General features: G+C 70.5%; 18 protein-coding genes and 1 pseudogene. 15 read left to right on the plus strand and 4 right to left on the minus strand.

Annotated elements, in window-relative coordinates:
* Nucleotides 1-3: 3 nt before the first annotated feature.
* A complete protein-coding gene (locus tag KVF89_RS13050; protein ID WP_257426014.1) occupies nt 4-501 on the minus strand; it encodes a VOC family protein in 498 nt (165 codons plus the stop codon).
* A gap of 59 nt (nt 502-560) precedes the next feature.
* Here KVF89_RS13050 and KVF89_RS13055 point away from each other — a divergent pair, with 59 nt between their 5' ends.
* The gene (locus KVF89_RS13055; protein ID WP_257426015.1) at nt 561-1,025 is read left to right on the plus strand and encodes a MarR family winged helix-turn-helix transcriptional regulator; all 465 of its coding nucleotides are present in this window, start codon (nt 561-563) and stop codon (nt 1,023-1,025) included.
* A 551-nt stretch (nt 1,026-1,576) separates the two neighbouring features.
* Nucleotides 1,577-1,672, plus strand: a pseudogene (locus KVF89_RS13060) (hypothetical protein); the annotation flags it as partial.
* A 55-nt stretch (nt 1,673-1,727) separates the two neighbouring features.
* Here KVF89_RS13060 and KVF89_RS13065 read toward each other — a convergent pair.
* The 3 genes from KVF89_RS13065 to KVF89_RS13075 form a co-directional block, all read right to left on the minus strand.
* Entirely contained in the window at nt 1,728-1,865 is a 138-nt protein-coding gene (locus KVF89_RS13065) for a hypothetical protein (RefSeq protein WP_257427629.1), read from the minus strand.
* Between the two features lie 34 nt (nt 1,866-1,899).
* Nucleotides 1,900-3,033, minus strand: a complete 1,134-nt coding sequence (locus KVF89_RS13070; protein ID WP_257426016.1) for a hypothetical protein — start codon at nt 3,031-3,033, stop codon at nt 1,900-1,902.
* A gap of 77 nt (nt 3,034-3,110) precedes the next feature.
* The gene (locus tag KVF89_RS13075) at nt 3,111-3,767 is read right to left on the minus strand and encodes a FadR/GntR family transcriptional regulator (protein ID WP_273475511.1); all 657 of its coding nucleotides are present in this window, start codon (nt 3,765-3,767) and stop codon (nt 3,111-3,113) included.
* Between the two features lie 114 nt (nt 3,768-3,881).
* Between KVF89_RS13075 and KVF89_RS13080 the strand changes: the two genes are divergently transcribed.
* From KVF89_RS13080 to KVF89_RS13140, 13 genes are all read left to right on the plus strand, one after another.
* The gene (locus tag KVF89_RS13080) at nt 3,882-4,826 is read left to right on the plus strand and encodes a dihydrodipicolinate synthase family protein (protein WP_257426018.1); all 945 of its coding nucleotides are present in this window, start codon (nt 3,882-3,884) and stop codon (nt 4,824-4,826) included.
* Between the two features lie 8 nt (nt 4,827-4,834).
* Nucleotides 4,835-6,448: an ABC transporter substrate-binding protein gene (locus KVF89_RS13085; protein WP_257426019.1), complete on the plus strand. Its 1,614-nt coding sequence runs from the start codon at nt 4,835-4,837 to the stop codon at nt 6,446-6,448.
* A gap of 9 nt (nt 6,449-6,457) precedes the next feature.
* Nucleotides 6,458-7,423, plus strand: coding sequence for an ABC transporter permease (locus KVF89_RS13090; protein ID WP_257426020.1), 966 nt, complete (start codon nt 6,458-6,460; stop codon nt 7,421-7,423).
* Complete coding sequence (locus tag KVF89_RS13095; protein ID WP_257426021.1) at nt 7,420-8,292, plus strand: ABC transporter permease; 873 nt, start codon at nt 7,420-7,422, stop codon at nt 8,290-8,292. Before KVF89_RS13090 ends, KVF89_RS13095 begins: the two co-directional genes overlap by 4 nt.
* The gene (locus tag KVF89_RS13100; protein ID WP_257426022.1) at nt 8,289-9,143 is read left to right on the plus strand and encodes an ABC transporter ATP-binding protein; all 855 of its coding nucleotides are present in this window, start codon (nt 8,289-8,291) and stop codon (nt 9,141-9,143) included. The genes KVF89_RS13095 and KVF89_RS13100 overlap by 4 nt, the downstream gene beginning before the upstream one ends.
* Nucleotides 9,143-9,955, plus strand: coding sequence for an ABC transporter ATP-binding protein (locus tag KVF89_RS13105; protein ID WP_257426023.1), 813 nt, complete (start codon nt 9,143-9,145; stop codon nt 9,953-9,955). The genes KVF89_RS13100 and KVF89_RS13105 overlap by 1 nt, the downstream gene beginning before the upstream one ends.
* Nucleotides 9,956-9,974: 19 nt before the next feature.
* Complete coding sequence (locus KVF89_RS13110; RefSeq protein ID WP_257426024.1) at nt 9,975-11,246, plus strand: sialidase family protein; 1,272 nt, start codon at nt 9,975-9,977, stop codon at nt 11,244-11,246.
* Between the two features lie 164 nt (nt 11,247-11,410).
* On the plus strand, nt 11,411-12,157 hold the full coding sequence (locus KVF89_RS13115) for an alpha/beta hydrolase (RefSeq protein ID WP_257426025.1): 747 nt from the start codon (nt 11,411-11,413) through the stop codon (nt 12,155-12,157).
* Nucleotides 12,154-14,928: a M81 family metallopeptidase gene (locus tag KVF89_RS13120; protein ID WP_257426026.1), complete on the plus strand. Its 2,775-nt coding sequence runs from the start codon at nt 12,154-12,156 to the stop codon at nt 14,926-14,928. The genes KVF89_RS13115 and KVF89_RS13120 overlap by 4 nt, the downstream gene beginning before the upstream one ends.
* Nucleotides 14,925-16,178, plus strand: coding sequence for an alanine racemase (locus KVF89_RS13125; RefSeq protein WP_257426028.1), 1,254 nt, complete (start codon nt 14,925-14,927; stop codon nt 16,176-16,178). The genes KVF89_RS13120 and KVF89_RS13125 overlap by 4 nt, the downstream gene beginning before the upstream one ends.
* A gap of 12 nt (nt 16,179-16,190) precedes the next feature.
* Complete coding sequence (locus KVF89_RS13130; protein WP_257426030.1) at nt 16,191-17,477, plus strand: aspartate aminotransferase family protein; 1,287 nt, start codon at nt 16,191-16,193, stop codon at nt 17,475-17,477.
* Entirely contained in the window at nt 17,477-17,857 is a 381-nt protein-coding gene (locus tag KVF89_RS13135) for a RidA family protein (RefSeq protein WP_257427605.1), read from the plus strand. The genes KVF89_RS13130 and KVF89_RS13135 overlap by 1 nt, the downstream gene beginning before the upstream one ends.
* Nucleotides 17,854-18,624, plus strand: a complete 771-nt coding sequence (locus tag KVF89_RS13140; protein ID WP_257426032.1) for an SDR family NAD(P)-dependent oxidoreductase — start codon at nt 17,854-17,856, stop codon at nt 18,622-18,624. Before KVF89_RS13135 ends, KVF89_RS13140 begins: the two co-directional genes overlap by 4 nt.
* The last annotated feature ends 145 nt before the right edge of the window (nt 18,625-18,769 follow it).

Raw genomic sequence — 18,769 nt, forward strand, 5'->3', positions numbered from 1 at the left:
TCGTCAGAGGACCTTGGTGCCGTACATCTCGCCGAGCGGGTCGGCGAGCAGCTCGAGGCGCTCGCCGTCGGGCCCGGGGAAGTAGAGCGAGACCCTCGACTCGAGGTGGTAGGCGACGCCGGCGTCGTCGAGCTTGGCCCGCAGGTGGTCCCACCGCTCGCGGGTCACCGAGATCGCGAGGTGGTGGTGGCCGCCGAGCACCTCGGCATATGGCCCGAGGTCGAGGCCCGGCAGCGTGAAGAAGGCGAGCAGGTTGCCGGCGCCCACGTCGAAGAAGAAGTGGTCGGATCCGGCGTAGTCGCGGTTCTCGAAGATCTCGGTCAGGGGGAACTCGAGCAGCCCCTGGTAGAAGTCGATGGTCCGGCGCACGTCCGAGGACAGCAGGGCGGCGTGATGGATGCCGCGGGCGCTGCTCTCGGGGCGCTCGCCCTCGGGAGCGAGGTACTCCTTCTTGATGCGCTCGCGGTCCTTCGTGATCGCGTCGAGATCGATCGTTGCCATGTCAACTACTCTCCTCCGAGATCGTGGATGTGTCAACATTCTCCGCTAGAATGGCTCCGATGAGTACGACGACGCGATGGCTCGACGACGAGGAGCAACGGGCCTGGCGGGCCTGGATCGACCTCAACGCCCAGCTCTCCGCGCGTCTCAACCGCGAGCTCCAGGCCGCCAGCGGCCTCTCGATCGCCGACTACGAGATCCTCGTCGCCCTCACCGACCGCGACGTCCCCGACCGCACGCTGCGGATGTACGAGCTCGGCGAGCGGCTGCAGTGGGAGAAGAGCCGGGTGTCCAAGCAGGTCTCCCGGATGGAGGCGCGCGGACTCGTCGAGCGCCGGCACTGCGCCGACGACCGCAGGGGCGCCTTCGTCGACCTGACCGAGGCCGGCCAGGCCGCGATCGACGCCGCGGCACCGGGCCACGTCGCGCTCGTCCGCGAGCTGTTCTTCGAGGGGCTCAGTGCTGACCAGGTGCGCAGCCTGGGCCGCTTCGCGACGACCGTGCTGGGGCGCCTCGCCGACTGATCGGGCCCATGGGGCGCCAGGCGCTTGGCAACTGAGAAGTTGCGCCAATAGGTGGCCCGGTGTGTGCGTGTCGGTCCGACAGGACAGTCACGAGCCTCGCGCTGGCCTGCCGGACCGGATTCGCGCCGGGTGACCGCGCCGGCATCGAGTCGATGAGCCCCACACGCACGCCGAGCCGTTCTGGCACGGCCTGCTGCACGGAGCGCTCAACGGTGACGACCGCACCGTCGGCAACACCGTCACCACGGTGCAACAGGCGATGTCGCTGTTCTTCCAGGCCGACATCCGCCGCCGCTGCATCCCCAGTTCCGGCCACCCCGCCACCGACCTCGCCGACGTGATCCGTCGCCGCGGCGCCATCTATCTCCTCGGCCGCGAGGACCCCTACGCATCCGCCAGCCCGCTGATGACCGCCGTGGCCGAACACGTCTCGGACACAGGTCTGCTGCTGGCCAACAGCTCCCCGTGGGGAGGCCGGCTGTGCCCGCCCCTGGTCTCGGTTTCTCGACGAGCTGCCCTCGACCGCACCGCTGCCGACCCTGCGCACCCGGATGGCCAACGAGCGGGCACCCGGGCTCTCGTTCATCTGGGCCGCCCAGACCCGGCCCCAGTTGGCCAGCATCTTCGGCGAGCACGACGCCCGGGCGTTGCTCGGCCTCACCAACACCCTGGTGATGTTCGGCGGCTCCAAGGACGTGGCCTTCACCGGACCGATGGCGTCGGGGCCGGGTGGGCCGTCGGCGAGCAGCTGGTCGAGGCTACGAGCAGTTCGTGATGGGTGCCGTCGTGCTCGACGACGAGCCGGGGACCCGAGGGCGTCTCGGCGAGGCTGCTGCGCATGGTCTTCTCCTGCAGTGTGAGGCGCTGGCGACGGTCACTCGTCCGCCGGGGCCGATGCCCAGCGGAGGGTGGCGCTCGTCGCGGTCGAGTAGTTGTAGAGCATGATCTGGTCGAAGCCGTGGTCGAGGACGGCCCGCACCTTCTGGTCGAGCACGGTCTGGTCGCGGTGGTCGGTCGGCCACAGACGGAGCGCGATAGCGACGTCCGCGCCGCCCGCAAGATCAACGGCAGTCCGGACGAACGCCAGCTCGTCGCGGACGTCCTCGACCGCGCGGCCGTACGTCGGGACGAGCAGGCCAGCTCCCCGGCGCGCCAGGCCTACGAGATCGAGCCCCTCCTGCCAGCTGGATTGCACCGGGCCGGCCCACGTCGCCGTGTTCACCATGACGGTCAGGTCCGGACCGGCGGCGTCGACGAGCTCGCCGACCAGGCCGGTGATGGTTCGTTGTCGTTCGGCGGCGAACGCGGCGAGCTCCGGCCACATCTGGAGCAGGCCGAGGAGGTCGGCGAGCGACGTGCCAGCAGTGGGATCGCAGGAGTTCCAGATGCCTCGCAGCATCATGCGCACGCCGTCCGCCAGCGCGTCTCCGTCGATGCCGGCCTCCCGGGCGCGGGCCCGGCAGTGCTCGCAGAAGCACAGCGATCGCAGGTAGCGAGGCAGGGGGCCGTCCGGGACGCCGACGATCTCGTGCGGGTGTCCGTGCCCCGCCATCAGGTGGCCGGGGCTCTCCACCAGCACCCGGTCGAAGAGCCGACTGGCGGCCACCGCGGCCACCAGTCCGACGGCGTATGCCAGGGTCGCTGGGTTGGCGGGACAGAGCCCGTGGGTCGATGCGACGCCGAAGCAGTCGCGCTGCGAGAGGTGTGCCGCCTCGGTGGCGATCGTGCTGTTGTGCAGCAGGGTGACCCACGCTCCGACCCGGACGCCTCGGGCGGCCGATGCCTCGACGAATCCTGGGACGAGCTCCGGATGTTCGCGCGCGATGATCGACAGCGCGAGGTGTTCGGTCGCGACGGCGTCGAGTCCGTCGAGTGGCAGGTGGAGGCGGTTGCCCTCGATGACGTATGTCGTGGCGTGTGGGCTACGGGGACGCAACACCTCGCCGGAGTGGTAGGTCACGGCCAGGTCCACCCGGCTCGCGCCCAGCTGGGCGGTCGCATCCAACACGGCCTCGGCGCCGTCCTCGGACAGGTCCCACGGGTAGACGAACAGGCCAATAGTCGCGCCTCGCGCTCGGCCGCAGCTCACTGCTTGGGCTCGCGGTAGAGGCGCTCCAGGGGGAAGTGAGCCTCCATGGCGATCCGTGCGGCGTCGCGGTCGCGACGGCGTAGCGCCTCGTAGATGGCGGCATGGTGTTCCGCGGCCTCCCGGGGTGGGACGATCGGTCCCTCGTAGTCGGTCACCTTCTCGGTGCAGTCCCACAACACCGAGATGAGATCACGCAGCAGCCAGTTCTCTGTGCGGCTGTAGAGCGTCTCGTGAAACTTGCGGTCGACCGCGGGGTCGATCGTGCCGTGGTCGGCACCCGCGGCGATCTGCTCCACGCAGGCTGCCAGTGCGTCGAGGTCCTCATCGGTCAGCAGGTCAACCGAGTCGCCGATCGCACCGAGCTCGAGGGCGCGACGAACCTGGGAGAGGTGCCGGATGAACTCGTCGCCTTCGGGCGTGAGCAGCCGTTGCCAGAAGTCGAAGCTCTCGCCGAGACGCGCGAACGTCTCCTGGGCCAGGTACATCCCCGACCCGTGCCGGATCTCAACGATCCCGAGCGCGGCGAGGGATCGGACGGCCTCGCGGACCGCACTCCGCGAGGCGCCGAGCACCTCCTGGAGGTCGGCCTCGCTCGGGAGTCGATCGCCCGGCGCGTAGCGGTCGGCGATCAACAGCTCCTTGATCACGTCCACCAGGGGTGGTGGAGGGGACCGCCGCAAGTTGTAACGCGGAATGTCTTGACCGGAAATCTCCATGCGTCTACCTTATCAACTCATCAGACGTCTGACGACTTTAGGGAGCAAATCGTGAATTCAATTCCGGCGGGGGTCATCACACCCCTCGTCTCGCTGCTGGGGCCAGGCGCCCGCCCGGACGCCCAGGTTGTGAAGCAGCAGGTCGAGCACCAGCTGGCCGGCGGCATCGCCGGACTGGTGGTCGCCGGATCGACCGGCGAGTTCGGCAACCTCAGGCTGGCCGAGCGCTTGGACCTGCTCGAGCACGTCGTCGCGGCGGTCGACGGTCGAGTCCCGGTGTGGTGCACGGTCGGCGGCATGGGCACCGCGGAGGTGATCGACGCGGCCGTCCTCGCCCAGCGCAGCGGAGCTGACGCGCTCATGGTCCTCCAACCCCTCTACATGGACGTCGCCGACGCCGAGATCCTTGCGCACTTCCGTGCCGTTCGGGAACGGGTGGACATCCCTGTGGTCGCGTACAACATCCCGCTGCGTACGCCGCGCGGCCTGACCGTCGAAGCGATCGGCCAGCTCGCCGACGAGGGCGTCCTCGCGGGCATCAAGGACTCCTCGGGCGACCACACCCTCGGGCGGCAGCTGGTGGAGCGCACGCGTGACATCGAAGGTTTCTCGGCCTTCGCCGGTGGCGAGACCACGATCGACCTCGTCCGCACGATCGGCTTCGACGGCTGCGTGCCCGGGACGGCGAACATCCTCCCGGAACCGGCCGTGCACCTCTTCTCAGGTCCGCGGGACGAAGCACTGGACCGGATCGCGGTGGACATCTGCAACCTGCTCGGAGACATGTTCTACCACCCGCTGCGTGACGCCTCCTTCCAGTCGCAGGTCGTGGCCTCGTTGCGGGTGGCGACGAGCCACGTGCTGGGCCTCGAGCTGCCGGCGTCGCTGCCCCCGTTGACCCGGCCCGACACCCAGTACATCGACTCCATCATCCAGATCGTCACGGAAGCGCAGAGCTCGTGGCGTGACCATGTCGGCATCGCCGAGAAAGTCTGAGGACAACCGTGAAGCGCATCTTTCCTGTGGTCACGCTCTGCCTGGTTGCCGCGTTTGCCGGCTGCTCGGTGGGCGACGACCAACAGTCCGGACCGAAGGACGGTGACAGCGGCGCTGGTGGGACGGCCCATGTCGCCCTGTACACCCAGCCGACGACGTTCAGCCCGGTCGTCACGATCAGCGGCGCCGACCAGCTGGTCCAGCAGCTGCAGTGGGATCCACTGTTCGCGGTCGACACCGGGGGCGAGCTGGTGCCCCGGCTCGCCGGGAGCTGGAAGCCGAACGCCGATGCGACGCAGTGGACCATCACACTGCGCGACGACGTGACCTGGAGCGACGGTGAACCGATCACCGGCGAGGATGTCGCGTTCACGTTCGAGGTCTATGCAGACCCGAGCACGGGGAGCCTGAGCACCGCGCGGTTCGCCAATATCGCCGGGGTGGCCGAATACACGGCGGGCAAGGCCGACTCGATCTCCGGCGTCACCGTCGATGGCCAGAGCGTCACGGTCGACCTGGTCAACCCGCAGGCGTCGTTCGCGCTGGGTATCGCCGAGCCGATCGTTCCCATCCTGCCCGAGCACGCCCTGGACGCGCTCCCGCGAAAGGACCTCGCTACGAGCAAGTTCTTCCGCGAGCCCTCGGTCGGTAGCGGTCCCTACGTCTTCGACCACTGGGTCAACGATGACAAGGTCGCATTCACCGCCAACCAGCACTACCGCGACGAGCTCGCGCTCGAGGGGGTCGATGCCACCTTCCTCGACAGCGACGTGGCGGAGGCGCAGATCCAGACCGGGGAGATCGACTACGCGCAGATCTCAGCCGCGGCGGCGGAGGACCTCTCCGGGGCGTCGGGCGTCGAGGTACTCTCGGCCACCGGTGGCAGCATCATGGGCCTGCACTCGGCGTTGGAGTCCGGGTTGCTGGGCGATGTCCGCGTCCGGCAGGCGATCATGCATGCCATCGACCGCCAAGCACTGGTCGACACCGTGCTCGCCGGTCACGGCCAGGTCATCAACACGATCGCGTTCGGCCCGAACGCCGACGTGCCGAGCGACGTCGACACCTACGCCTATGACCCGGACCGGGCTCGTGAACTGCTCGAGGAGGCCGGGTGGGATCCCAGCAAGAAGGTACGGCTGGAGATCATCCCGGGCCTGCGCGACCGCGAGCAGGTCGTCGACATCGTCGCCGGACAGCTGCGTGAGGTCGGCATCGATGCCGAGGTCAAGCGGTTCGACCAGGCCGGGCTGACGACCGCCATCGGCGATCGGGACTTCGACCTCACCATCTCGGGCTACGGGTTCTTCAACGGAGACCCCTCGTCGATGGCCGGCCGCGTTCGCTGCGACCTGTTCGCGCCGAACGGCTCGAACCTCGTGCACTACTGCAACGAGGACCTCGACCAGCTCCTCGAGGATGCTGAGGCGACGACGGACGACCAGAAGCGGGCCGCGATCTACGAGCAGGCGCAGGCCATCGTCAACCGCGATGTGCCGGTCATCCTGCTCTTCGCGCCAGATGCCCTCGCGGCGACCAGCTCGGCGTTCCACGGGTTCGAGCTGAACCCGCTGCCCAACCAGGCATTCTGGAACGCCGCCGAGTGGTCAAAGGAAGGCTGAGGCGTCCCAGTGCTCAGATTCGCTCTCCGCCGCCTGGGGATCTCGGCCGTGGTGCTACTCGGAATCACGATCGTCGCGTTCGCGATCCTGAGGGCCCTCCCCGGCGACCCGGCCGAGATCCTCGTGGACCCGATGGCGGCCAACGGCAACCGTGAGGCTGCCGTGGCCGCTGTCCGGGCCAGGCTCGGCCTGGACGGGTCCTATCCCGCGCAGTACCTCTCCTGGCTCCGTGAGGCGGTGCAGGGCAACCTCGGGTTCTCGTACGGCGACGGCCGCCCCGTCACCGAGGTCCTGGGGCGGCGGCTGCTGGCGACCTGCCAGCTCGTCCTGACCTCCCTGGTGGTGGCGGCCGCCGTGGCGACGCCGCTCGGCCTCTGGGCCGCGCGGCGCCGCCAGCGGCTGGCCGACTACGTGGTCAGCGCCGGCAGCCTGCTGGCGATCTCGGTGCCGAGCTTCTTCCTCGCGTTGGCGGCGATCTACGTGCTGTGCGTCAAGTACAGCCTGCTCCCCACCGGCGGTGCACCGAGCACCGGGACGGTCGGCGACACCGTGTCGCACATGGTGCTGCCCGTCGGCATCCTGGCCTTCGCGATGGCCGGTCCGCTGGTGCGCTACGTCCGTGCTGCCGCCATCGAATCGCTGGCGTCCGACTACGTCATCACCGCCAAGGCAAAGGGGGTGGGCGAGCTGAGGCTCATCCGCTCGCACGTGCTGCCCGCCTGCCTCCCGACGCTGATCACGGTCGTCGCGGCACAGCTGCCGGCAATGCTCGGAGGTGCGGTGGTCATCGAGCAGCTCTTCGCGTGGCCGGGCCTCGGTCGTCTGACGGTCGACTCCGTGCTGTCGCGGGACTACCCGATCCTGCTCGGCGTCGTGCTGCTGATCGCGGTCACCGTGCTGCTGGTCAACCTGCTCGCCGACCTCCTCACCGCGGCCGTCGACACCCGCGTGCAGCTTGAGGGCAGGGCACGATGAGCCGCGGTCTCGCCGGGCTGCGGGCTGGGCTGGCCCGCCCCGCCGTACTTCGGTTCACGGCGCACCGTCTCGCTGTCGTCGCCGCCGTGTTGCTGACGATCGTGCTGGCGATCGTCTTCTTCGGGCCGCTCCTGACCTCGCTCGACCCTCACCACGTCGACCCGTCGCAGTACCGACAGCCGCCCAGCTCCGACCACCCGCTCGGGACCGACTCCGCAGGACGCGACGTGCTCGCTCGACTCATCTACGGCGGGCGGACCTCGTTGACCATCGGAATCAGCGCCAGCCTGGCAGCGGCGGTGCTCGGCTTCGGGCTCGGTGCCCTCGCCGGCATGACGGGGGGCGTGGTCGACTCGGTGCTGTCGCGGATCGTCGACGTCATCCAGTCCTTCCCGGCCCTCATCATCATCATCCTGCTGGCGGCACTGATGGGCGGGAGCATGACGACCCTGGTCGTGAGCATGGCCGCCTTGGAGTGGCCGATCGCCTACCGCGTCGTGCGCACGACCTGTCTCTCCCTGCGCGAACAGGACACGATCCGGGCCGCTCGCGGGTTCGGCGCCCGACTGCCGTACCTGTTGCGCTGGCACGTGCTCCCCGAGGTCGTGGGCCCTCTCGTCGTGGTGATCACGGTGGTCGCAGCCGTGTGCGTCCTCCTCGAGGCCGCTCTGTCCTTCCTGGGCCTCGGCCTGCCGGCCGACGTCCCGAGCTGGGGGAACATGCTGTCCGACGCACGCTCACTCACCGTCCTGAAGAACATGCCGTGGCTGTGGATCCCGCCGGGCGCGGCCATCGCCGGCACGGTCCTGATGATCAACTTCGTCGGCGACGGCATCCGTGAGGCGACCGATCCGAGGCAGTCGCGATGAGCACTCCTCTTCTCGAGTTCGTGGGCTTCCGGGCCTCGTTCACCGACGATCGTGGCCGCACCTCGGTCGGGTTGCGGGGCGTCGACCTCGCAGTCGGGCGAGGTCAGACCGTCGGCGTCGTGGGCGAGTCCGGGGCGGGCAAGTCCCTGCTGCTCCGGGCCGCCTTCGGGCTGATGCCACCCGGTGTGAGACTCACGACGGAGGGCTCCGTGCTCTTCGACGGGTTGCCGATCACGCCGGCCCGCCTCCGTAAGACCGACCTGCTCGGCGGCAAGGTGGGGTTCGTCTTCCAAGACTCCGCACTCGCGCTGCACCCTCTCCGGTCGGTCGGGTTCCAGGTCGGCGAGCAGCTTCGCCTCCACACGGATCTCTCTCGGTTGCGGCGCCGGCTCCGGGTCTTCGACCTGCTTGCAAGCGTCGGTATCGAGGACCCGGAGCGGGTCGCCAAGTCGCGGCCCCACCAGCTCTCCGGCGGCATGCGGCAGCGGGTCATGATCGCCATCGCCATCGCCGCCGACCCGGTCCTCATCGTCGCGGACGAGCCGACCACCGCGCTCGACAACGTCGTCCAGCGCCAGGTCCTGCTGGAGCTGGCCGCGACCCAGGAGCGCACCGGCGCGGCGCTCGTGCTGGTCTCGCACGACCTCGGTGTCGTCGCGCAGGTGACCGAACAGACCGCCGTGATGCGCGACGGCACGATCGTCGAGTCGGGACCGACGGTGACGCTGCTGGCTCGCCCGCAGCATCCGTACACCGCCGCCCTCCTCGCCGCACGCCCCTCGTTGCGCGGCCCCCGGCAGGGATCGGTGGCCGTCCAGCGCCCACTCGCGTCCGACCAGATGGAGCTGTGATGACCTCCGTGCCCACGCCCCCGGTCCTCCTTGAAGGTCGTGGCCTGGCGAAGTCGTACGGGGGGAGGGGACGGCGCCTCGAGCACGTCGCGCTCGGCGGTGTCGACGTCGCGCTCCCGGTGGATGCCTCCGTCGGGCTGGTCGGCCAGTCAGGGAGTGGCAAGTCGACCCTTGCCAAGATCCTGGCCGGCCACGTCGAGCCGGACGGCGGGACGGTCAGCCTCCGTGGTGAGGACATCACCAGCACGGGCGGGCGCCGCGCGGCCCAGGTCGGGAAGGTGGCCCAGTACGTCTTCCAGGACCCTGCCGCGGCGCTCAGCCACCGGCTCCCCGTGCGCGACCTGATCTGGGAACCCGTCCGTGTCCGGTCTGATCGTCGCAGTCGGCGCGGGGATCAGGACCACGACGTAGCGCGCCACCTCGACCTGGTCAGCCTCCCGTCCGGGCTGGCGGGACGACACCTGCACGAGCTGTCCGGTGGACAGCGCCAACGCGTGGCCCTCGCGCGGGCGCTCATCTGCCAGCCCGACGCCCTGATCCTCGACGAGCCGCTCGCCTCTCTCGACGTCTCGACCCAGGCCCAGATCGTGCAGCTGCTGGTCGACCTGCGCGCGCAGCTGTCGTTCGCGATCTTCATGGTCTCGCACGACCTGCCGGTGGTCCGCGCCCTCTGCGACCAGCTGGTGGTCATGCACAACGGGGTCGTGGTCGAGCGAGGTGCCACCGAGTCGGTGCTCCTCGACCCGCACTCGGCACCCATGCAACGCCTCATCGAGGCCTGCCCCGAGATCGACGTCCCACCCGTCCCTTGACCCGTCCGAAGGAGCACCGATGAACCCGAAGAGAGACCCGAACGAGCCGATGTTGGCCGCCCGTCGCCGAGCCCTGTTGGTCGGCGCGGCCGGGGTGGCTGCCGGAGGCGCCGCGGCGCTCCACCTCCGGCCCGGCCCGGCAGCGGCCGGGTCGGGCCTCGGCGCCTGCGCCACCGAGCTGGTCCAGCACCCGTCTGTGGCGGTGACCCAGGCGCTCACCACCGACGGCAGTGGCCACTACTGGTTCGGCCCGGGCACGGCGCGCTATCCCGGTGGGGGGCTCGCGATGGTCGTGGCGCCGTACCTCGCTTCGGACTACTTCGGCCAGCCGCACTGGTCCACCAGCGCGGACGGTGCCTGCACCTGGGTCGCCCCGACGCCTATCGCGGCCTTTGCGTCGACGTCACTCGCCACCGGTGTCGAGGAGCGCTACATCGGGGTGCTCCCGTCCTTCCACGCGCCGACCTCGACGATGCTGTTGGCCGGCACCGCGACCGCCTACAACGTCCCGGGCGGATCGCTGAACGCGAGCTACCCGCGGCGGATTGCTTACGCGGTGCGGGCTGCGGGCGGTGTCTGGAGCAGCAAGCAGTACCTGGCCTGGGCCACGCCGGGCCCGACCGGCTTGGCGTACACCTCCATGCTCCAGAGGCTGACCGAGTCCGATGGCAACATCCTGCTCCCGGTGCAGTTCACGACCAACTACATCGGTGCGTCCACGGTGTACTCCAGCACCACCCTGCTGTGCAGCTTCGACGGGACGACACTGACGGTGCTCTCCGAGGGGGCACCGGTGACACTGACCACCGGGCGCGGTCTCTTCGAGCCGAGCCTGGCCAAATTGGACGGGACCTACTACATGACCCTGCGGGCAGCCCAGACCAGCGCAAGCTCCGGGCGCGCCTACCTGTCGACGTCGAGCGACGGGCTGTCCTGGTCCGCGCCGGCGGTGTGGACCTGGGACGACGGCACTCCCCTCAACACCCGTGACACCCAGGCACACTTCCTTACCCGCACTTCGGGGCTCTACCTGCTCTACACGCGCCTGAGCACGTTCAACTCAGGCGTCGTACGGTGGCGACTCCCGATCTACATGGCGCAGGTCGACACCACCACCAACCAGCTGATCCGGCGTACCGAACAGGTCGTCATGCCGATGATGTCGACCGACACTGCCAGCTACTCCGGCAACTTCAGCGTGGCTTCCAACTCCGACGACGAGTTCTTCGTCGCCGATGCGCCCTTCGCCGGTGACGGCAAGGGGACGTTCGTGTCCCGGTTGAACTGGTGACCGTGGAACCTGTCGCTGCTGAGCTGTCCCGGCTGTGCACCGCGTGGTCGGAGAGGAACGTGGTCGGGTCTCTGCCGGAGCTCGTGGCCCGCCGTGGCCGGGACGACGTGTCGCCCCCTCCGGGACTTCGCGTGGACTGGGTCAACGATCGCGGTGCGTCTCTGATGGTGGTGCGACCACTGGAGGATCCGGCCCCTGGAGTGCTCGTCTTCCTCCACGGCGGGGGCTACGTCGTCGGGTCCGCGGCAAACCTTGACCCCGTCCTGGCGCCGCTGGTCCGTCGTACCGGGGTCCCCGTCGTGTCCGTGTCCTACCGGCTCGCGCCCGAGAATCCCTACCCGGCGGCGCTCGAGGATGGACTGGCTGCGATGGAGGTCATCGACGGCGGACGACTACGCGCCCTCGGCGTCGGTCCTGGCCCAACTGTCCTCTGCGGTACCAGCGCGGGGGGTGGGCTCGCGCTCAGTGTCGCTCTCCATCGGCGCGATGCCGGGAACCCGGCCCTCGACGCACTCGCCCTCTACAGCCCCATGCTCGACGACCGAACCAGCCTCGGGTCACCCGACGAGTGCGTCCTGCCCTGGAACCACACCGCGAACCGGCTCGCCTGGGGAGCGTTGCTCGGGGGTGCCGCCGGCGGTGACCAGGTGGAGTCGTACGCCGCGCCGGCCCGCGCAGCGACGTACGCCGGACTGCCACCGACCTACCTCGATGTCGGCACGGCCGACCTCTTCCATGCCGAGAACCTCCGGCTCGCCCGACGGATGCGCGCAGATGGCGTCGACCTGCGCTTCGTCGAATGGCCTGGCGGCTACCACGGCTTCTCCGCCACCGCGCCCGGCAGCACGCTGGCCGGTCGCTGCAATGTAACCCGACTCGACTTCCTGAACAGGATCCTCCGACCGCGATGAAGCAGCACGACCTCGTCCTCCGAGCAGGTCTCGTCCACGGTCCCGACACCGGAACCGGAATGGTCGCCGACGTCGCCGTCGACCGCGGCCGGATCTCAGTGGTGGCACCCGACGGCATCGCGGCGAGTGGTCGCTCCGAGGTCGACGCAACGGGCCTCCTGGTCGTCCCCGGGCTGGTCGACCTCCATACCCACGTCCACGACGGCGCAGGCTTCTGGGGCGTGTCGCCGGCGTCGACGGCGTGGCGGACCGGGGTGACCACCTGGGTGGACGCCGGCAGCGCCGGGGCGTACACGATGAGAGCGCTCCGGAGCCGCGCTGCCCGGGAGAGGGTCGGGATCCACGCGTTCGTCAACATCGCTCCGCAGGGTCTGGCCGCCCGCACGGGCGAGGCACGGGACGCCGCCGCGCTGGACCCGGAAGCGCTGCGGGCGTGCGTCGGCGAGCACGGCGGCTTCGTACGGGGGATCAAGGTCCGCATCGACGAGACGACCGTCGGCCTCCAGGGAGTCGAGCCGCTGCTGCAGGCGCTGACACTCGCCGACGACCTCGGCCTTCCGGTGATGGCTCACGTCGGGCCACCGACCGAGTACGCCACCGCCGTCCTGCAGGTGCTGCGCCCGGGGGACGTGCTGACGCACTGCGCCGGCCCCGTCATCCGGGCCGTCCTCGAGTCGGCGGACCGGGACGCCCTCGTCTCGGCGTACCGCAGGGGAGTCGTCTTCGACCTCGGCCACGGCGCCGGCGGCTTCGACTACCAGGCACTGGAGACATTGCTGACGTTGGGTCTGGCACCCCACACCGTCTCCTCCGACCTGCACGCCCTGTGCGCTCCGGGCCCGGCGTACGACCTGCCCTACGTGATGAGCAAGCTGCTGGCCGCCGGCATGGCCCTGCCCGACGTGCTGCACGCGACGACCGCGGCCCCGGCCGACGTGCTCGGACTCCCTGTTGGCCGGCTTCAGGTCGGCGGGGCCGCCGACATCGGCCTGTTTCGTCTCGAGGAACGCGTCGATCGGTACGCCGACGTCCACGGAGTCGAGCGCGTGGGTGAGCAGCGGCTGGAGAACGTCTCGACCTTCGTCGCCGGTGCGCCGCTGTCGCCGCACTGGCCGAGCGCGCCGCCGTCCTGGGTGCCGTTGACGGTCCACCAGCGTTCGGCGCTCGACCGCCGGGACCGGACGGCCAGACGACTCCTGCGCGCGCCGCTGGTGCCAGGCGACCAGGTCCGCTCGCAGCTCCCCGGTGCGCCGAGCTCGGAGGCGGGCACGCGGCCGGTGCGGATCGCTGCGCTCGGCCTCTACCACGAGGCGAACAGCTTCGCCGAGCACCACGTCGACCGCGACGCGTTCGCCGCCGGCACGAGCGTGGGCGAGGCGGCGATGCGGGAGAGGTACGTCGCGGGCTCCAGCGTGATGTCGGGCTACCTGGATGTCGAGCGCGACGACGTCGAGGTGGTGCCGCTGCGGATGACGACGTTGACGCCGGCGGGTGTGGTGGTCGGTGACGTGCTGCGCCGCGAGGTCGACGCGTTGTGCGAGTCGTTGCGGAACCGAGGACCGTGGGACGGCGTCCTGGTTGCCGTCCACGGCGCGTGTGTCGCCGACGACCTGGCGGACGCGGACGGCTACCTGCTCACCCGGCTGCGTGCGGTCGTCGGCGACGACGTGCCCCTGGGAGCCACGCTCGACCTTCACGCGAACGTCTCTGCCGCGATGGTCGAGGCGGCAGATGTGCTGAACGCCTACCAGACGAACCCTCACGTCGACGCCCGCACGCGCGCCGTCCAGGTGGCCGAGACCATCGTGGCCGCCGCCCGACGGCAGGTGCGACCGACGATGGCGTGGCTCCAGGTGCCCGTCGTACCGACGATCGTCGCCCAGAACACCGACGCCGAGCCCATGCGCTCGCTGATGCACGCCGCTGCTGCCGTCGAGGCACGGCCCGGCGTGTTGGCGGCGTCGGTCACCCAGGGCTACCCGTACGCCGATGTCGCCGAGATGGGGATGGCCGTCGTGGTCGTCACCGATGACGACCGGGACGCGGCGCGCGATGCGTGCACCGAGCTCGCCGCGGTGCTGTGGAGCCGGCGGGCGGAGCTCAGCCAGTCGGCGCTGCCGCCGACAGAGGCAGTCGAGCTGGTCCGCACGAAGGCGGTCGCCACCCCGGCGCTGCTCCTGGACGCGGGCGACAACATCGGCGCGGGATCAGCCGGCGACTCGGTGGTGCTGCTCCGGGCTGTCATCGACGCGGGACTGACCCGCGCCGTCGCCATCGTCGCCGACCCCGCAGCCGTGACGGCATGCACAGCCGCCGGGGTCGGCGGTGCGGTCCGGCTCACCATCGGCGGGACCTCGCATCCCGAGGTCGGTCCGCCTCTCGAGGCCGCCGGTGAGGTCCTGCGTCTGGACGCCGGCGCCTTCAGGGCCGACGCTCCGGTCCACGCCGGCCTCGATGTCTCCGACGCCGGTCCGACTGCCCTGGCCCGGCTCGACACCGGCCAGCTGGTGGTGCTCACGACCAGGGCGGTGATGCCGGTGTCGGCGACCCAGGTCACCCGGCTCGGGGTCGACCTCGCCGAGCTCGATGTCGTGCTCGCCAAGGGCGTCCACTCGCCGCTGGCCGGGTACGCCGGTCACGTCTCCGACCATGTCTTCGTCGACACTCCCGGGGTCACGGCGGTTGACCTGAACCGCCTTCCCTACCGCAACCGGCGCGCGCCGATGCTTCCGTTCGAGGACGACGCAGTCCTCCGGATCGGGCTGCCGTGAACCCGCTGCCGAGCGAGGCCAAGGGGCTCTCCGATCCGCTCCAGTCGGATCCCGGGACGATCCTCGGAGCCCACGCCGTACTCGGCGCGCACGCGGCCACGCCGTTGCTGCTGCTCCACGAGCCGCCGATGATGTCGAACGTCGCGGCGATGCAGCGACTGTGCGACGAGGCGGGTGCCCGACTGATGCCACACGCGAAGACGACCATGAGTCCGCAGATCTTGAAGCGTCAGGCGGCTGCCGGCGCAGCCGGGTTCACCGTCGCGTCCGTACGGCAGGCCCGTGCTCTCAGCGCCCTGGGTCATCGGTGCCTGCTCATCGCCAACCAGGTCGTGCAACGGCAGGACCTCCGCTGGATCGCGGCTGCCGGTGCCGCCCCCGACGGGTGGATCGCCTTCTTCGTCGATTCGATGGCGGGGATCGAGCGCATCGACGCCGCGCTGCGCGACGTCGATGCGGGCCCGCCCCTGCGCGTCTTCGTCGAGCTTGGCATCGCCGGCGGGCGTGGCGGCGTACGGTCGCCCGACGAGGCTGCCGCGCTCGTCGGGCATCTTCGCGAGCACCCGCGCGTGCGGGTCGAGGGGCTCGCCGCGTTTGAAGGGATCCTGGACGCCGAGGACCCCGCGACGCCGGTCCGGCTCGAAAGCTGGCTGTCCTCGGTCGAGACGTGCTGGCGTGCCCTGGCCGCTCCCTCACGCGGCCAGGTGCCGGCCCCCGGACTCGGCCTGACCTTCGGCAGCTCGGTCTTCCCGGAGACCGTGGTCGACCACTTCGCACCCCACACCTCGACGGGGGACCTCGACCTCATCCTGCGCAGCGGGTGCTACGTCACCCATGACGACGGGGTCTACCAGAGGCAGCGTGCGGCGCGCAGGGGCTGCGCCGAGCTCCTGGACCTCCGACCGGCCCTCGAGCTCTGGTCCACGGTCCTATCGACCCCCGAGCCCGGTCTTGCGATCCTCGACTTCGGGCGCCGCGACGTCGGCGTCGATGCCGGGCTGCCGTCCGTCCGACGGCGCCTCGCCGACGGGGACGCAGCGCCGCGGGACCTCGCCGGCCACCGGGTCGATCGACTCAACGACCACCACGCGATGGTCGTGTCGGACCCTGGCCGGGTGGCGCCCCTCGTGGTGGGCGACCGGATCGGCCTTGGTGTCAGCCACCCCTGCACCGTCTTCGACAAGTGGCGCCTGCTTCCTGTCGTCGACGACACGCTCCGCATCACCGACCTTGCCGCAACGATCTTCTAGGAGAGCAACACCGTGACCCCCATCGAGTCCTGGCCCCAGTCGGCCGCCCTGCTGGAACGTGCCCGGACGACGGTGGGCAGCGGCGGCCTGTCCTCGGGGCTCCGCGCCCGGATGCAGCCCCAGCCGCTCTACATCAAGCACGGCAGCGGTGCTGTCCTCACCGACGCTGACGGGCACGACTACCTCGACTACGTCCTCGGCTGGGGTCCCATCATCCTCGGGCACGCCCACCCAGAGGTCACCGCGGCCGTGACCCGCCAGGTGCGGCTCGGGACCGGATACGGCGCTGCCCACCGTCTCGAGGCGGAGGTGGCAGAGACGGTGGTCGACGCGATCCCCGGCGCGGAGAAGGTGCTGTGGACCAACACTGGCACGGAGGCGAACCTGATCGCGCTCCGACTCGCACGCAGTGTCACCGGCCGCCGGCGGGTGGCAAAGATGGTCGGGCACTATCACGGCTGGTCCGACCCGTTCCTGGTCGGCTACCGCCCCGACGCCGCAGGGGACTTCGACACCGCGGGCTCGGTCGGCCAGGACCCGGGTGCGCTCGACGCGCTCGACGTCCTCCCGTTCGGAGACGTCGACGCCGTGCGCGGCGCCCTCGCTGCGCGTGAGCACGCCGCGCTCTTCGTAGAGCCGGTGATGTGCAACTCCGGTGTCATCCCACCGCCGGACGGCTACCTCCAGGAGCTGCGCTCGATCTGTACGGAGACCGGCACCACGCTTGTCTTCGACGAGGTGATCACCGGCTTCCGGCTGGCCTTCGGCGGAGCGGCCGCCAAGTACGGCGTGGCGCCCGACCTGGTCGTCCTCGCCAAGGCGCTCGGCAACGGCCTGCCGATCGCGGCCGTGACGGGTGCGGCGCCGATCGTCGACGCGACCGAGCGCGGAACCGTTCACGCAGGCACGTACAACGGAAGTCCGTTGGTCCTCAGCGGCGTCGAGGCGACGCTCGGAGTGCTGCACGCCGACAGCGTCTACGACCATCTGGAGGTGGTGACAAGCCGACTGGCGCGCGGCCTCGGGGACGCTCTCGTCCACGCCGGCGTCACCGGCCACGTGCATCATGTCGGGCCGGTACTGCAGTGCAGCCTCGGGCCGGCCGATGCCTCGCCGGGCGGGTTCTTCCGAGCCGACCAGAGCCGCTACGACCAGCTCTCGGCAGCCCTCCTGCGGCGCGGGGTCATGGTCATGCCGGGCGGTCGGTGGTACGTGTCGGTGGCGCACACCGATGACCAGGTGGACGCGACGGTCGACCGTTTCGCCGACGCCCTCTCGGACCTGTCGGTCGGTGCGTGATGGACGTCGTCCGCGATCCTCACCGTTCGGGGCTGGTGCAGCCCTTCTCGCCGGCGCGCGTTGTGGGCGACCTCGTCCTCGTCTCCGGCCAGGCTTGTGTCGACGAGCGCGGGGCGCACGTGGAGGCGTCGTTCGAGGTCGAGATGCGGTCCAGCATGGACGCGCTCGGCCGTATCCTCGCCGCGGCCGGGTGCGTCTTCGACGATGTCGTCCAGACCCGGTGCTACCTCGGCACGTACGACCACCGGGACGAGTTCAACCGGCTGTACCTCGAGTACTTCCGCGCCCCGCTTCCGGCCCGGACCACCACCGCCGGCGGCATCGGCCCGCTCAAGTTCGAGATCGACGCGATCGCCGTACGGCCAGGAGCCGTTCGGTGACCGCCGAACGCCTGGATGGACAGGTCGTGCTGGTCACGGGTGCCTCCCGGGGGATCGGGGCCGCCGTTGCCGTGCTGTGCGCCGAAGCAGGCGCGGCGGTGGCGGTGGCCCACCATCCCTCGGGCGAGATGGCCCGGCTCGCCGACGGGGTCGTCTCCGCCTGTCGGACGGCTGGCGCGGTCGCGGTCGCGGTCTCGGCGGACCTCGCCGACCCTGACGCTGCCGACCGGCTCGTGGCCGCGGTCCGTGTCGCCATCGGGCCGGTGACGACACTTGTCTGCAACGCAGCGGCGTCCCACCGCGGACCTTTCCACGAGGTGAGTACGGCGGCCTGGGACCACGTGCTCCAGGTCAACCTCCGGGGGACCTGGGCGCTCGCGACCGCGGCGCGCGCCGACCTGCTGGCGGCGCGGAACCCCAGCATCGTCGTGGTGTCCAGCGTGATGGCTCAGACGGCCTCGCCCGCCTCGGTCGCCTACATCAGCTCCAAAGCAGGGCTCGAAGGGCTGACCAGGGCACTCGCCCGCGAGCTCGGTCCGGCCGGGGTGAGGGTGAACGTCGTCGTGCCCGGCGCGATCCGAACGGAGCAGGAGATCGAGTCGGGCCCGGCGCCGCAGACCATCACCACCCTGCTGGACCAGCAGGCACTGAAGCGACGGGGCACGGCACAGGACGTTGCCGAGCTCATCGCCTTCCTGGCCAGCGACCGGGCCGGATTCATCACCGGGCAGTCGGTGCGGGTCGACGGTGGCCTGGTGATGGGCTGAGTCCTACGGCACCACGGAAGCACCCTCCGGATGCGGCTGACGGCCGGTGAGGGCGGGGAGCGCATCGGTGCCGAGGCCTTGTCGCAGCGCGCTGGCACTCGCGAGGGCCAGCGTGTCGGCGAGGGCGCCGGTGGTGGGGGGTGAA

Source organism: Nocardioides carbamazepini (genome assembly GCF_024614185.1).
Classification (GTDB): Bacteria; Actinomycetota; Actinomycetes; order Propionibacteriales; family Nocardioidaceae; genus Nocardioides; species Nocardioides carbamazepini.

Coding starts and splice junctions, on each gene's coding strand:
- KVF89_RS13065 (WP_257427629.1), bottom strand. CDS start 1,865: ATGCGCAGCAGCCTCGCCGAGACGCCCTCGGGTCCCCGGCTCGTCGTC.
- KVF89_RS13095 (WP_257426021.1), top strand. CDS start 7,420: ATGAGCCGCGGTCTCGCCGGGCTGCGGGCTGGGCTGGCCCGCCCCGCC.
- KVF89_RS13115 (WP_257426025.1), top strand. CDS start 11,411: ATGGTGGTGCGACCACTGGAGGATCCGGCCCCTGGAGTGCTCGTCTTC.
- KVF89_RS13105 (WP_257426023.1), top strand. CDS start 9,143: ATGACCTCCGTGCCCACGCCCCCGGTCCTCCTTGAAGGTCGTGGCCTG.
- KVF89_RS13120 (WP_257426026.1), top strand. CDS start 12,154: ATGAAGCAGCACGACCTCGTCCTCCGAGCAGGTCTCGTCCACGGTCCC.
- KVF89_RS13055 (WP_257426015.1), top strand. CDS start 561: ATGAGTACGACGACGCGATGGCTCGACGACGAGGAGCAACGGGCCTGG.
- KVF89_RS13100 (WP_257426022.1), top strand. CDS start 8,289: ATGAGCACTCCTCTTCTCGAGTTCGTGGGCTTCCGGGCCTCGTTCACC.
- KVF89_RS13110 (WP_257426024.1), top strand. CDS start 9,975: ATGAACCCGAAGAGAGACCCGAACGAGCCGATGTTGGCCGCCCGTCGC.
- KVF89_RS13050 (WP_257426014.1), bottom strand. CDS start 501: ATGGCAACGATCGATCTCGACGCGATCACGAAGGACCGCGAGCGCATC.
- KVF89_RS13135 (WP_257427605.1), top strand. CDS start 17,477: ATGGACGTCGTCCGCGATCCTCACCGTTCGGGGCTGGTGCAGCCCTTC.